The organism is uncultured Fibrobacter sp. (assembly GCF_900316465.1).
Taxonomy (GTDB): domain Bacteria; phylum Fibrobacterota; class Fibrobacteria; order Fibrobacterales; family Fibrobacteraceae; genus Fibrobacter.
Window position 1 is genome coordinate 53,037 of record NZ_ONDD01000001.1, and the last position, 15,325, is coordinate 68,361.

Annotated in this window: 6 protein-coding genes and 1 tRNA gene; 4 read left to right on the forward strand and 3 right to left on the reverse strand. The window is 50.0% G+C overall.

All coding sequences use genetic code 11. The annotated features are described in order from the left end of the window. Nucleotides 1-9: 9 nt before the first annotated feature. Together QZN53_RS00185 and QZN53_RS00190 are read left to right on the forward strand one after the other, a co-directional pair. On the forward strand, nt 10-5,334 hold the full coding sequence (locus QZN53_RS00185; protein WP_163436604.1) for a hypothetical protein: 5,325 nt from the start codon (nt 10-12) through the stop codon (nt 5,332-5,334). Then, the gene (locus tag QZN53_RS00190) at nt 5,334-5,792 is read left to right on the forward strand and encodes a hypothetical protein (protein ID WP_163436606.1); all 459 of its coding nucleotides are present in this window, start codon (nt 5,334-5,336) and stop codon (nt 5,790-5,792) included. Before QZN53_RS00185 ends, QZN53_RS00190 begins: the two co-directional genes overlap by 1 nt. Here QZN53_RS00190 and QZN53_RS00195 read toward each other — a convergent pair. Next, the gene (locus tag QZN53_RS00195) at nt 5,789-6,391 is read right to left on the reverse strand and encodes a 4'-phosphopantetheinyl transferase superfamily protein (RefSeq protein ID WP_163436608.1); all 603 of its coding nucleotides are present in this window, start codon (nt 6,389-6,391) and stop codon (nt 5,789-5,791) included. The genes QZN53_RS00190 and QZN53_RS00195 overlap by 4 nt on opposite strands. Before the next feature lie 38 nt (nt 6,392-6,429). Between QZN53_RS00195 and QZN53_RS00200 the strand changes: the two genes are divergently transcribed. Together QZN53_RS00200 and QZN53_RS00205 are read left to right on the forward strand one after the other, a co-directional pair. Beyond that, entirely contained in the window at nt 6,430-6,978 is a 549-nt protein-coding gene (locus QZN53_RS00200; protein WP_163436610.1) for a hypothetical protein, read from the forward strand. A gap of 48 nt (nt 6,979-7,026) precedes the next feature. After that, a tRNA-Val gene (locus tag QZN53_RS00205) sits at nt 7,027-7,100 on the forward strand. A gap of 235 nt (nt 7,101-7,335) precedes the next feature. On the opposite strand, the gene QZN53_RS00210 is transcribed toward QZN53_RS00205, so the two are convergent. Together QZN53_RS00210 and QZN53_RS00215 are read right to left on the reverse strand one after the other, a co-directional pair. Next, nucleotides 7,336-8,958 (reverse strand): DASS family sodium-coupled anion symporter, encoded by a 1,623-nt coding sequence (locus QZN53_RS00210; protein ID WP_163436612.1) that lies wholly within the window; start codon nt 8,956-8,958, stop codon nt 7,336-7,338. 44 nt (nt 8,959-9,002) lie between these two features. Next, nucleotides 9,003-14,663, reverse strand: a complete 5,661-nt coding sequence (locus tag QZN53_RS00215) for a hypothetical protein (RefSeq protein WP_163436613.1) — start codon at nt 14,661-14,663, stop codon at nt 9,003-9,005. Between the last annotated feature and the right edge of the window lie 662 nt (nt 14,664-15,325).

Here is a 15,325-nt window from a genome sequence, read left to right on the forward strand (position 1 = left end):
GGATGTGCTATGCGTGTACCCCATTTTTTAATGTTCACCCTCGGCCTTAGCGCTGCTCTAGCCCTTTTCGGATGTTCTAGGGAATCTCCCGTTAAGGAAAACGTCAACCTGAAGAACAACCACTCCCGCGTTTTCGTCTTCAATGAGCCTATTCAGGACCCCAAGGTATTCGCGGATTCCATGATAAATACCGCAGTCATGGAAGCCGACACCATTCCGGACACCCTGACCGTTACTGTCAACGACACCGTGTACCTGTTCGCCGTCCTCCCCTATAACGTGGACAAGATCTACAGGTTCCAGTGGACGCTTACCAAAAAGAACGGAAAGGACACCACCGTTATTGGCGACAACGCCAAACTGCAGACATGGGTATACGCTAAACCGGGCCTCTACGAGCCCAAGTTCGTCGCCTTTGACGGAAACAACGCAACCGACACCTCCGGTATAGCCACCCGAAAGGCATGGGTCAAGGTCATCGACACCAAACCCACCTTGGTTGTCCCCAAGGACACCCTCTGGACCAAGCACGATGGCGATATCACCTTCCCGATTTTGGCAAACGACTCCTTCGGAACGATTGTAGACGTAAAGGTCGACCTCGATGCCGGCGGCAAGAAAGATTCCGCCAAGACCGTCAAGTACAAGATGTACGAAGACAACGACTCGCTCTACCTGACTATCAAGAACGACAAGAGCAGGATTGATTCCCTTGGCAACCAGAAGATTTACGTCATCGTGACCGACGATGACGGCAATGAAACCAAGGATAGCGTGAACCTGCACTTCAACCGCATTCCAAGGCTCAAGGTCATTTACCCGCAAGACGGCGCCCGTCACAACATTAACGACCGTTTCTACTTTTACTACGAAGGCGAAGACGACGACAACCCGCAGAACTTACAGTACTTTATATATGCACAGGTTTCCAAGAACAGTCAACCGCCGCAAAAGGCTTTCACTGACGACGACTTGATTGCAAAGGCATACACCTCGAACATTTTTGAACCGATTGACGCCAACGGCAAGAACAACATCACCCTCATTAGCGAACCGGGCAAGGCTTTAACTGGCCGCATTTACTGGGACATGTACGCTACCGACGGCTACGACATCGTAAGACTCACGCGTATTTCTACCGGCGAAAATACAAGCCGTCCGTGGAACTTCTTCATTGGCAACCTGAGTTCCGCACAAGGAACCTTTACTGGCGTGGCCAAATACCAAGGCAAAGACAACCACTCCAACATTCATGTTGAATTCAGCAACGGAAACAAGACCTTCGACACCTACACCGACAGCAAGGGTAACTACACCGTCAAGGTCGATGCAGGCATATACGCCGCCTCCATCACCTCTGATTCGCTCAGGGAATACCAGAGCCGCACGATTGACAGTCTCTTTGTTGAATCGGGCAGCACCATCAGCATGGATGAAATCATTTTGAAAGATACCGTACCGCCCATGCTTCTCGTGAAAAACATCGACACCCTGACAACACGCGCCTACAATCAAACGCTTTACGCCCGCGACCTGGGTACCGGCATTGATTCAGTCAGCGCAAGCATCGATGGCAAGGTAGAGCGCTTAACATGCAGCATCGGCGAAGAGGGCGCCATTTACAACTGCGCCTTGAGCCTGAACAATCTAGTCGACGGTAACCATAAGCTCGTTTACAGCGCCAAGGACAAAGCCGGCAACATCGAAAAGCTGGAACAAACCATCACCATCATGGCAACCAAGATTGCTCTGGATGTTAATGGCGACAAGAACGCCCGCATTGGCGAAGATGAGACCCTCACATTCAACGCGGAAATCAGCGATGCTTTGCCCGCCCCCCGAAAGGTCACATGGTCTTGGAGCTTGGACGATACCAAAAAAACGACCGAAGTCGATGAAGACGGCAGGGCCACTTTAACATACTCTTACAATCAACTCAAAGATTTGGCAACTGCAGGTGAAGAATACCTGATGACCGTATCTTACACCGAAAACGGAGCTGACGTAAAAGCCCAAGTCAAATTCGGTATCCGCGGAGACGACCCCACCATTATCTTTACCGAGCCCGCTTTCGATGACACCGTAAGCCTTAACGACGTTGTCGCATTCAAGGTCAAGACTTACAAGGGCAAGTCCAGCTCGGACATGACAATCACGTGGAACTGCTCCGGCAAAGATAAGTTGGCAACTGGCTACGTCTGCCCCGCAAACAATACCGAAGAAGCTAACATCGCTTACATGGCCGTGGGCACCTACACGATTACGGCAACCGTTACTGACCAAAACGACAAATCCAGCACCGCCACCACCAAGGTAATCGTGATTAGCGATCCGCCGACGATTGATGTCACCACCGAAAGCAAGACGAACGAATACAAGATCAACAGCGTCGTCACCGTGAAGGCATCGGCAAGCGACAAGTTCGGCACCATCAACAAGATTGAATGGGGCTGCAGCAACGGAATGGTCAGCTACGACTATAAGAAAGACATTGACCCGCCCACTTCATCGGTCAGCGACATCGCCCTCCAGTTAACACTTCCGGGCGCTGAAGTTGATAACCACCGTTGCATCTTCAAGGCTACCGACGACGATGGCGAACAAGGTTTTGACACGCTTATTTTCAAGACTTTGCTCGACCCGCCCACCATTCGTCTGAACACCAAGAGAGACACGGTCAAGATCAACAGTCAACAGACAATCAAAGCAATTGCATCCGACAAGCTCGGCTACATAGCCAAATACGAAAGCGCTTGTAGCGACAAGCTTGCCGATCTCAAGAACCCGGCATGGGAAGATATGAGTTCGGCACAGACCGTAGTCGTTATGCCGCAGACCGCCACAAACGCTTACTACTGCGTAGTCCAGGTTACTGACGATGACGGCAACACCGCCCGCGACACAGCCATTTACAAGGTCGTTGTCGGTATGCCGTCTGTCACCGCATACGTCAACTACAGCAAGGTTACCATCAAGGACGTTGTGGAACTGAACGCTCACGCACAGGACTCCTTGGGTTCGCTTGTCAAGTACGAATGGGGTTGCGGTTCAGCCTCCGCCGAAAACATCGGCTTTACTTACAGTTCCGCCACATCGCCGCGCACGACCATGGTCATGCCTTCTACCGCACAGAACGGCTACAAGTGCATTGCCCGCGTCACCGACGATGACGGCAACATTGCCAAGGATACCGTCAAGATTGACATTATCCTTGCACCTCCGAGCATCGAAGTCACCAAGAAGAGCTTGGTCGTTCGCGCAGGCTACAACATCACCTTGAATGCCGACGCCTACGACAATAACAATCTGCCTTCGGACCCGGGAAGCATCGCCAAGCGAGAATGGAGCTGCGGCACGCCCGAACAGATTGCAAGCAAGTGGAAAACCGTCAGCGACTTTGACACCGTATGGAAAGCCCCCGCAGCCGAAGCAGAATTCTACTGCGTCGCTCGCGCTACCGATAACGACGGCAACATGGTTTCTGACACCATGAAGATTACCTACTCGACAGACACTCCAATTATTCGCGTCAAGGAACAGCTCATCTACATTAACGAAGGCGATGAATTTATTCTCGACGCCACCGTTAACGACGTATGGCAGGGCATTGACTGGTTCAAATGGAATTGTGTGGACAAAGCCACCGGCAAGACCCTGGAACCGAAAGAAATCAAGTACGACTACACCGCCAACGGGAAAACGCTCCGAATCCCCAAGGATTCGACATACTCCGAAAAGGGTAAAGACATGTATTGTATTGTGTCTGCTCAGGAATCCAGCACTGAGGCAACCTTCAGCGACACGACCGAAGTTCTCTTGATGAAACATCATCCGGTAGGTGTCATTACCGCAGCAGATACCGTTTACCTGTGGAGTGGCGACGAATCCGTCGATGATGAAGCTATCTACTTCTACACGCCGGAATGGACCGCCAAAAATTCCATCATGGGCGACCTCGGTAACGAAAACATGCAGGATTACTGGTGGAAATTCAGCAACGTCGACGGCAACTTCTATCAGGGCAAGAAGGACGGCGGCCTCGACACAAGCATCGCTGAATTCAACACCGCCTTCATCCGCAAAACGACCGAAGGCTCCATGACCATTTCTCTAGACTACCGCGACAGTACGTCAACAACTCCGACGCATTCCTTCTACAACAGGCACCGCGCCGAAGAAGTCAGCCGCAAGGTGTACTTCCGCAAGGCTTGGCGTAATCAGGGTCCGGACACCGTCATTGCAAAGAGCACATCGAATACGCCGTCGGTCATGACGCTTGTAAGCGACGTACCTACCGTCGCCTACCATGATGACGCGGCCAAGAAGATTGTCGTAAAACAACTCCAGGACAACAAATGGGAAGACCTCGGTTCCTTTACCTTTACCCAACCGGTAACTTCGATCCAGTTGGCGGCAGATGGTTCTACGGTCTATGTCGGCGTGCTCGATAGCACAGGCAAGTTCAGCGTATACAAGTCGTTCACCCAGATCGGCAACACCATTGAAGGCGTTACGCAGGCAAAGATTCTTGTAAAGAGCGGCGCCACAAACGCTTTGGTCATGTACCTCAAGAGCAACGCTGTTTACCTGGCCGAACTGAACGGTAGCACGTGGAAGAATAATTCCACGTTCAACCGTCTCAAGTACAGCTTTACCAATGGTAATAACACAACTAAAGTGAACTACCGTGAATTCAACGCTCTATTTGCCAGCAACGGAAGCCTCGTCATCGTCGCGGTTGACAACACCTCGGACTACACAGGATACAAGTTCGTCTACAGCAGCAGCTACCAGAATACTCATGCCGAAAAAATCGACAAGCACATGAGTAAGATAGCTCTCGCTGAAAAATCGAACACCCTGTACCTTGGCTTTGCAAACCGCAACGTGGAAGGCGGAAAATACGGTCCGTACCTGTACAAGGGAAAGATCTCCAACAACAGCCTTACTCTTGACAAGTCCGGAGTATACAGCAAGTCTATCCACGAAGGCTTGATTGCTTACAACATCAGCCTCGCCGTCTCTGGAAACACGCTGTACGCCGCCATGGACGACGCCGGGCGACCCAACTTGTCACAGGTTCACGTGTACAGACTCGAAGGCGACAAGTGGCACCTGCATGGTGAAAACCAGCTGCCCTACTTCAGCTCCGTATTCTACAACAAGAACAAGTACTATCTGCGCGGTTCCAGTCCGACGATTGCAACAACCAGCAACGGAAAGGTTTACGTTTCGATGCTCGCCCGCGAAACCGCGTACGGTGACACACACACAGCTAAAAACAACGGTCCGCTTGTCATGAAGTATGTGGCCGACAACTGGGAGATTAAATAATGAATATTGAAATAGCCGCTATTTGTGATGCAGCAACTGCCAACGGAATTGGCGGACGCTTGAACATCCTTGGAGCATTTGACCGAATTTTTGCAAATTTTCCATTGGTGATTCCACAATGTTCTACGGCTTTTAGAATCCGTTACATGCGTAGCGAAGCGGGCATGCACGACTTGACGCTTGCATTCGAAGATGTTTGCGGCAAGCCGATTGTGCCGCCCATGCAGTCCAAGATTCCGCTGGAACCTGTGGCCCAGGGCTTTGACACCGCCGCGGTGAACATGGTCCTCAACCTGCAGCGTTTCCAGATCAAGCGCCCGGACAAGTACATGATTCGTTTGCTGATCGACGGCGAAGAACTGGCCAGCTTGCCGCTATACGCGCTCGAAGCGCCGAAAGAAGGCGGCCAGGCTCCCGACGCCCCGATTGCCCAGGGCGAACAGAACTTGCCTAACTAACGGCTTACAGCGACGCAGAGTGCGGCGCGCATCGGGGCTCCGACTGCAGCCGCATCCAAGTCCACAAAATGAACGGTAAAAGGTTCTTTTGAATCCGGCTGCTCCACAAGCACCGGATTTTTTTGCATATCGCGCCTCAGAGTGCCCTCAAAGAATTCGCCGCCCACGCACTTGTAAAAAGCCTCTTTGCGGCACCAGAGCTTAAAGAATTCCTGCATGGCGAGCTCTTCGCCGAGAGTCGCAAGTTGCGTCGATTCCTCTTTGCTAAAGAATCTCTCTGCCAGGTGCAAACGTTTCGGCGAAAACTTTTCCAAGTCCACCCCGATCTTTAGGCGGCCACGAGAACCGCGCTCGCCATAGGCACACACGCAGAAGCCTTGGGAATGCGTCCAGTTCACGTCAAAGTCGAGCTTCGGGAACTCGGGGCGAGGATTCTCCTTGGACTCACACAAGTCGGCCCCACTCACGGGCGCCCCCACGTAATCCGACAAGAGGCCAAAAATCACCGAACGGTGGTCCGGCTTTTGGGCAAACCCAGCCAGGTGGACCACCCCCAGAGGAGTTTCGACATCGAGCCTATGGATTTTATTTTCACTCATAATATGTTTAACCCAAAGATAATTTCTACTTTAGGGGCATGAACTTGACTTTCCGCAAAAAAGCAGGCATCGCCCTGGGTACAATCGCGCTTGCACTCACTGCATGCGGCGACATCAACAACAGCTGGGAAGTCAGAGGCGGCGGCTACCTCAAGTACACGCTCAACGGCGACGGTCCCTACACCATAGAACTCGACAAAAACGACGTCGAGCCCCCGTTCTACGTGAACAACAGCCACCACTACTTTTATTTTTGCACCCGAATCGAAGAAAGCAAGCAGGGCGACCAGCTTTCGCTCATGGTCAACAGCCCCCAGACCGGCAAAGAACTCACTCCGGTGGGCCGTGCAAGCCTGAACGGCCGAATGCAGAACGTTTCATGGTTTCGCGCCAATTTCGCGACAGAAGCCCCCCTTATCGTCGACAGCAGCACCATCAAGTTCGACGAAATCATCAAAGATTCCCTGTGGACAGCCGATTTGGACCTGTATTTCATGGATTGCCGCTCCGGAACCTGCAGCGACAGCCTCCCCCCGCTCCATTTGAGCGGCCGATTCCGCTACTGGGTACCCGATTCTGAACGTTAAATACCCCTTGACAAGCGCAAAACGCTTTACTATATTTGGTCTCACCTCGGTCGATTAGCTCAGTTGGTTAGAGCGCTACCTTGACATGGTAGAGGTCACAGATTCGAGTTCTGTATCGACCACTGAAAGAGCCTCGCTTCAAGCGAGGTTTCTTTTTTTTGTTTTAAAGCCCCCTATAAAAAACAAAAACCGCCTGAGAGGCGGTCTTTGTTCAGGAAGAAAAATCCTTCAATTACTTGGCGGCAGCAGCCGTATCAACGACTTCGACCTGTGAGCTACAAGCGACTCGTATTAACGAGTCGTGGTAGCGAGAGCGAGGCGAAGCTACAACTCGTTGTGCCAATAGAGCCGAGCGGTCTATTTAGCAGCGGCGGCGCTATCGACAGCGACGGCAACGGTGCTGTCAGCGGCGACTGCTGCAGCGCTGTCAGCAACAGCGGGAGCGGCAGGAGCTTCAACCACCTTTTCGGCGGCAGCAGGTGCTGCAGGAGCGGCTTCAGCGGCCTTAGGAACCGGAGTACCGAAGAAGTTCACCTTGGCGAGGAAAATCATCATCACCCAGGAGAGAACGAGGCCGGAAAGACCCATCACGATACCGGTCTTGGCCATACCGTTGGTGTCGGTGTAACCCGTAGCGTGGGCCAAGGCGTTAGGCGGAGTCGAAATCGGGAGGCTCATACCGAGAGAGCTTGCAAAGGCAACAGAAACGAGCAGGGCGGTCACGCCACCGAGGCCAACGAGGTTGTCCTGGCAGGCAATGCCCACGGCGCAAAGAATCGGAACCAAGAGCGTCGCCGTAGAGGTATGGCTCATGAAGTTAGCCATGAACAAGCAGATGATACCGCAACCGATCATGAGGGCGATCGGAGACCAGCTTGCAAACGGAATCGTCTTGATCAAGTGAGCGGCAAGGCCAGTAGCGTTCAGGCCAACACCCAGAGCAAAACCGCCAGCCACGAGCCAGAGCACGTCCCAGCTCATTGCGTTCAGGTCTTTCTTGGTAATCACGCCAGTCAAAGCAAACACAGCCATCGGGATCATAGCGATTGCGTTATCGTTAATGCCGTGGACACCCTTACCGGTCACCCACAAGACAACGCACACGACAAAGGTAATGTACACGATAATGGCCTTGGGGCTGGTATCAAACTTGCCGGCACCTTCAATGTTCAGGACCATTTCCTTCATCTTGATCGGGTAGATCTTGAGGAGCAAGAGCCAAGCAATTACCATCAAAATAATCACATACGGAATACCGAAGGCCATCCACTGACCGAAGCTCACCGGGTTAGCAACGAGGTCGCCACGGGCAACGGCGTCGTTCAAGGCGCCAAGGGCAATAGCGTTAGGAGGCGTACCGATCGGGGTACCCATACCACCGATGTTGGCGCCCAGCGGAATAGCGAGGGCAAAGGCAGCTTTACCGCGGTCATCTTCGTCGAAGAGCTTGAGCACCGGAGCGAGAATAGCAAGCATCATGGCGGCGGTAGCAGTGTTGCTCATGAACATGGAGAACACGGCGGTGATGAGCATGAGGCCAAGAAGCACGAACTTCGGGTTCTTGCCGAAGGGCTTCAGGAGCACGCGGGCAAGGTTCAAGTCCATCTTGTACTTGGTAGCGGCAGCAGCAAGGAAGAAGCCGCCCAAGAAGAGCATGATGATCGGGTTTGCAAACGTAGCCATAATGGACTTATGGCTGATCATGGTCACGCCGTCCACGCGGAACGGAGAGAGGGACGAGTCAGACATCGTCACGATCATGAGCACGATGACGAGCACCGAGGTCGACCAGATCGGGAACGGTTGCAGGATCCAGAAGAGGGCCGCCATCACGAAAACGCCAATGACGCGAATTTCGAGCGGATTCAGGATTCCCATGGGGCTTGCGGCATCGAATCCGAGGGATTCGTAGGGCAAGAAGAGGGCGGCGATGGCGAGCACCGACGCGATGATGAACTTGATGAATTTAGCCTTTGTCATAGTGCGGCCAAATTTAGAAAAAAGCCGCCCCAATGGCAAGATTATTAATGCACCGCCACCTTGCGGACAGCATGGTGGCCGCCTAGGGTCACGCGGAGCAGGTACAGGCCCGGTTTCGGGGCTGTAAGTGCGAGCGTGTTGTGGCCTGCGGTCGATTTGGCGCGGTAGGTGGCGGCAATTTTGCCGTTTACGCCCACAAGCTGCACGCGGTAGCTAGCGCCGGCCAGGTCGCTAGACACGTCGAATCCGACCTGGAGGGCGCCCGGAAGGCGGGCAAAACGCAGATTTTCGAGTTTTGAGGCGACGGTCCGGACTTCGGACGCCGAGACGCGGACGGTCGCCGTAGAGCCCGCCGCCTTGAGCAGGACCCTCAGGCTGTCCCCGGCACCCAATTCAGTCGTCTTGCCGTCAATCGTCACATAGACCCTCAGACCCATCTCGTTCAGGGCCTTTACCCCCTCGAATTTGAGGTAACCCACGCGGTCAGTTGTCGCACTCAAGGCCAAATTCCATTCATAATCGCCATCGTCGGCACTCTTGATGGACTTCAGCAGGGCTTTTTTACCATCCATTACGGACAGGTTCACGTAGTCGCCCATACCAGAAGGCGGTTCCAGCCATTCCTTGGCCTCGCCCACGCCAAGCACGTTCCAGGAATCGCTATGACCCTTGGCATCTTCAAGCACAGCCTGCAAAGTCCAGCTTTCGCGAGTTGCCTTCGCCAAGGTGGCCTTCTGCAAAGCGGCAACATTCACAGGATTATCGAACGAAGGTTCCGCCGCAAAGCCAATCGGGGTCTTGGCATCGGAACGCAGCCACACCGCTTCGTACGGTTCAAGCGAATGCACCGGTTCAAATCCGCTTTCGGCAGTCCACTTGCACATTTCAAAAGTGCTCAAAACATTCTCAGGCAGCACCACTCTCCAGCCGTAGGGGTTTGCCACCATATTCCAGCCAGCGTTCACTTCCCAAACGATTTGAGGAGCACCCTGTACATTGCTGCCTGTTGCCACATCACGACGCAACGGGAGCGCCCTACCTTCCCGGGAATTGTACCAAATGCCCTGCTGCGCCTTCACAGCGCCGCCATTGTACTTCTGGTACTTCCAGACAACGCCATATTTGGCGGACTCGTCCCAGTAATAGAACTCCGGATCACCGTCCCACATGATTGCACTTTGGTCAACATCCGAAAGCGAAACCATCTTCCAGGTATCCGGGGCAGCCGCAATTTCAGATTGCACTGTAAACAGATCCGTAGGGAACGAGGCAGGCTCACCACCATCACCAAGAGTCACCACGACCCTATAGGTACCCGGCAACAGCGGATACACCTCCCAGTCGAGAGAACCTGTGCCTGTAACGCTTTCAATCTTTGGATTAGGAAGTTCCTCGCCCAAGGTATCTACAATAGTCGCGCGCAATTCTGCAACCTTGCCCGGTTTTACCTTCCATTCAAGAGTCAAGCGCATTGCATTTCCAGACAGAATCGGCTCATGACGCTCAAATTCAAAATCACCATCTGGGCTAACCACCGGCGCCTTATCTTCAGAGAAGTAGGCCTTCATCGGCAAATAGCCCTGAATTGAATCAGCCAATTTATCTCCCTCGACAAGCTTAATGCGTCCGTCAATCACAACGGAATCAAGCTTATACCCCTTTTCTGGAGCACCGCGAACCACCCAGGAACTGGCATAATCTTGCGGCAAAAGCATCGTGGAATCATCCGCAAAGGCATGCATCTTTTCGGAACCGTCGCCAGTGTCAATTTCGACAATTTTCACCGTCCCATGTTCCGTTTCCAGTTTCAGACGACGGTAATCCGCATTCGCCACGCAAGCATCTGCATCGCCCCACACCGCATACACAACCTTTTCACTCGTCACCTTGGCACTCAAAACATCACTCGAGACCGAGCCATGATCATAATCTGCACCATCAGGCGTTACAGACCATCCAAGCACGCATTCCGTCGGGGTATAGACCCACATAGGCAAATCAGTGGTTCCACCATCCACCAAGTGAAGCGTCTCCTTGTAAGAATCATAGCCATAAAAGACATCGTTTCGACCGACTTTAACATCAACATCAATGTAACCACCAAACATGGCATACAGCGTATCCGTCACACCCGCCGCAGGCGCAATCTTGAACGAAGTATCTTGAGAACCAAGCGGAATCGGCAATTCAGTTCCATCAGCCTTTTTCAACGTGAGTTTTGCAAGATCGTAATCCTTATTGGTTCGGACAGGCGTCACATACAGAGTCATTGAATCTGCGGAAACAGGAATTTCAAGTTTTCCAGAGTTGAACTTATGCGTGAAAGTCTCAGTGTCTTTTCCGAGCTTTTTGTAAGACTGATTCAAAGTAACCGTTCCATATTTGCCTTCGGCACCCGTTTTGTCAACCACTTTCAAAGCCATTTCAGTATTTTGGGGCGTACATGTAGCATTAACAATGTCTTCAGGAAGCCAGAATCCATACAGGCTAAACGATGTTTCATCGCTCGGATTTGCTTGCAAAAGAAGGTCTCCGTCAAGAGATGTATAATGAGACTCACCCATCACGCCGATTTTATCTTTATCCCAGCCCTTAAAGCAGGCGCTAGTCGAAAGAATTCCTTCGGGGAGTTTTGCCGTTTCGGCGTTTTGACGGGAATAAGATTTCGGATTTTCAAGTTCGTCCATAAACTTGTCCGTCAAGAATACATCCGCCTCACCCGCACGGATATCGAAAGTAATATTGTACGGGATCGCCGATACATACACGGAATCGATACCCAAGAACATAGACGCATCCGGAGCCTTATGAGAAGCGGCTATAGACAAGGCCTGAACCAACGAGTCCAAATCCAACATTTTAACTTCTTTAAGTTTTGCCACCCACTTCATCAACCGAGGCATACCGCCATTTTCAATAGCCTGTATATTCGAAGTCAAAGTTGCATTCACCTGCAATTCCAACTTTTCTTCGCTATCGAAATAATTCTTGGTGGAATCTCCATACACATTCACATTCACTGAAGTGCATTTCGCCGTTTTACTTCCTTTATTATAACATTCTTCAATCACGTCAACGGATTTATCGTCCAGTCCAACCCAGAAATTAACTATTAAGGAATCCAGTGTAAAGCCACGTTCAGCCACGCTGAATCCATACTTCGAAACAATATCTACGTCAGGTTGCAAAAATTTGGAGTCATCCAGTTCATGCAAGCCAACCTCAGTAAGTGTCCCATTTTTATTATAGCCGTATGTAGTGACATTGATTTTAGCATCATAATCAAACAAGCCAATTTCTACCTGCGGCAAGAAATTAATGCTCTCGTTTAAATCAACCAGCTGATAGAACAACTGTATTTCTTCTCCATTTTTATTGTCTACAGCCGATCTCAATGCCCTAAGAACACCCTCAAAATTATCCATTTGTTTTTGCGCCACCGAAATACCACTGGCAACAACATTTTTGCAACCGGCAAAGAACTTTGCGTTCGCCGGGCAGGTAAAAGCCTGATACAAAATCAACTGATATCTGGTATTGTTGTAATCCAAAAAACCCGTCGGAACGATTTCCTTACTAGACAACTGGCGAACTTTTTCCACCTTCGGCCATACAAGTGTCAGGTCATCCACATAATCATCCATTGACACGGGAATAGGGGAAGTACTGCCAGCGGCTACCTGTTCCGGATTTTGCAGATAGTAAGTCACCTTTATTTCACGGTCCGTCAAACCCTTTGCTTTATCATCTTTGGTAAAAGTTCGACCGAAATTATAAATATTGCCATTAACATCAACGACCATAAAAGCGGTGTTCCTCAATTCAAAGTCATAACTCAAGTCCCCTTTTAGCTTACTGTCGTTTTCTGTATAGACATACAAAGAGCATTTCCCAGCCTCACATTTTGCCGGCAAATAGTCTTTCAAGGCAGTCTTGTCATCAGCCGACAACGCATTATAATCCGCATCCGACAGGCTTATCGCAAGCTTATATGCAGTTCTTTTCGACGAAATCAACGGCAAACTTGACTGTTTACTTTCCCACTTAACAGGGTCCGTATTAGACGTCTGCGTCGCGTTCATCACATAGGTAAACAGGCGGGATTTCATGACATCGCCATCAATAACACCATTATACCAGAATGGAACAGTTTCTGCATCCACAATAATTTCACCGGAACCATTCTTGTTCAACTCGCCATCGGCCAACAACGACACATTGTCTTTCAAAGCGTTTCGATAGTTGTAGCGAACATCATAATCCGTCGTATAGTTTTTATTCATTTCTTGGACAGAAATCACCGTTCCCGAAAAATGAAGAAAACCGACAGTCAAATTAGCGTTTACATCTTTTGAACCGTAATGGAAATTATCCTTTATCGTCACTTTGTCGCCAACAAGAGCATGTCCAACCACATAACCGATAGAAAACGTCTCACTTGTCTGCGCAGCCGTTCCATTTTCAATCAAAGTTTTCAAATCACTAGAAGACACATTATTAACCACCTCAAGCAAATTCACCCGAAACGCCTCGCCAATCATGGTTCCAACAGCACTTCTTTGATTCACCGAAGTTGCCGCAACACTGATATCGCCTTGGACACGATTTTCAAGAAATTCCACCGAGCCATTTTCGTTCTGGACATAGCCCACACCTTGCGCCGCAGCGACAACATTCAAACTTGTTCCAGTGGTTTTAATTAAATTTCCACTAGTCTGTACAGGCTTAACAGTCGTTCCTCGAATAGAAAGAGTACTATTAATACTATTGTCTGTATTGAAAAAGGAATATCCCAAAATACCGCCTAGACGTAAATACGTTCCTGAAGTTTTAATTTCGGCATTAATCTCATTTGTATCAACAGAAAGAGCGCCATCATCCGCATTCCACACAATACACCCTAAAAGGCCTCCCGCATAAAGATACTGCCCCGAAGTATTAAACTTCGCCGAAACAACCTTGTTCTTTTTTAAAGAAAGCTTGCTTTGGGGCGCCCAGATACTCGTATAACCGAAAAGGCCTCCGACTTTGGGATTCTGTCTCGAGGATTCAACTTCTGATTCAACAATATTTTCTTCTGCAACGAAGTTCATTGCAGTCGTACTCATCACATAAAAGTTCCCAACCAAGCCGCCTATCTCCGCATTTGCAGCGCCCGCGCCCTCTTTCTCATTTTTAGACGTGACATTCGTACTATTTTTCGAAAACAGGACATTTCCATTTTTCCAGTTGAATTTTCCTACAAGTCCACCCACAAAAAAATCCGGAGCTGTTCCGTTATAGTCACCCGAATTCAAGATAACATTCGCACCAGACACTTCAAAATCAGTCTCTTCAGTAATGCCGTTTGAACTCACCTCACCAATCAAGCCTCCAACATCAAAACCACTTAAATCAGCCTTGACAACACACTCCTGCAAAGAGAACTTGTTCTGCCCCGTAACCGATGAACCATCAGCATATCCAACAAGACCCCCAACCTTACTTTCCCCATAATAGTCGGTTATAATTTTCGAAATACTATCAGGAGTCGTCAAATCCCAAACCGTATCTCGAACGAATTCAGCGATTCCTTCTAGGTTGCCAACCAAGGCTCCACTATAAGACTCAGTTCCGTTCCACGGGCTATAATTACCCGCACTAAATTTGCTGTGTTGATTTAAAACTTCAGTAATTAGCGAAAGCGTTACAATCTCTACCTTCACATCCGAAAAATGAGTTACAGGACATACGTGAGTCACAGAATTACACATAATCCGCCCTATTATAGCAGCGGTATTCCAGCCATGCACCTCAGAATTAGTGACTTTTACATTTGCGACTTCAATATTCCAAGCCCTTTCCGCCACAACCGCAGCAATCCTCGTACTAACCGTCGCCACAGTCGCCATTACGTAGGCATTATCAAAGGTTAAATCCTTTATGATAGTTTCGTCACTCGAAAAATCGCCAAAGAACGATGCATTTTCATCAATTGTTATATTGCAAAAATTCTTGATGGTATTACCATCACCGTCAATAATGGTCTTGTCAAAATTTTTGTGAAAAGCTAATGGTTTAAAAGCAGCAAAACACTTTTTATCGGACTTCAAATAGCCCCCTCCCAAATCAATATCCGATTTAAAGGTTAGCTGCAAAGTTGAAGCAGTGGAGCCTACTTCCTGGCCCAATTTGTCTACAAAAGCATTCCAAGTATTATATATGTTTCCATCATAACCAGAAGGAAACGTTGTACTCGCATCTTTCGCCTGGGAAATTTCGCACTGGACTTCCGACCCCGCAATAGTTGTGCACCTAAATCCAATCGGCTTAATCTCCCCGCCACTCTGCGCAAAAGTACTGCCTGCAAGCAACAGGATCAATCCAA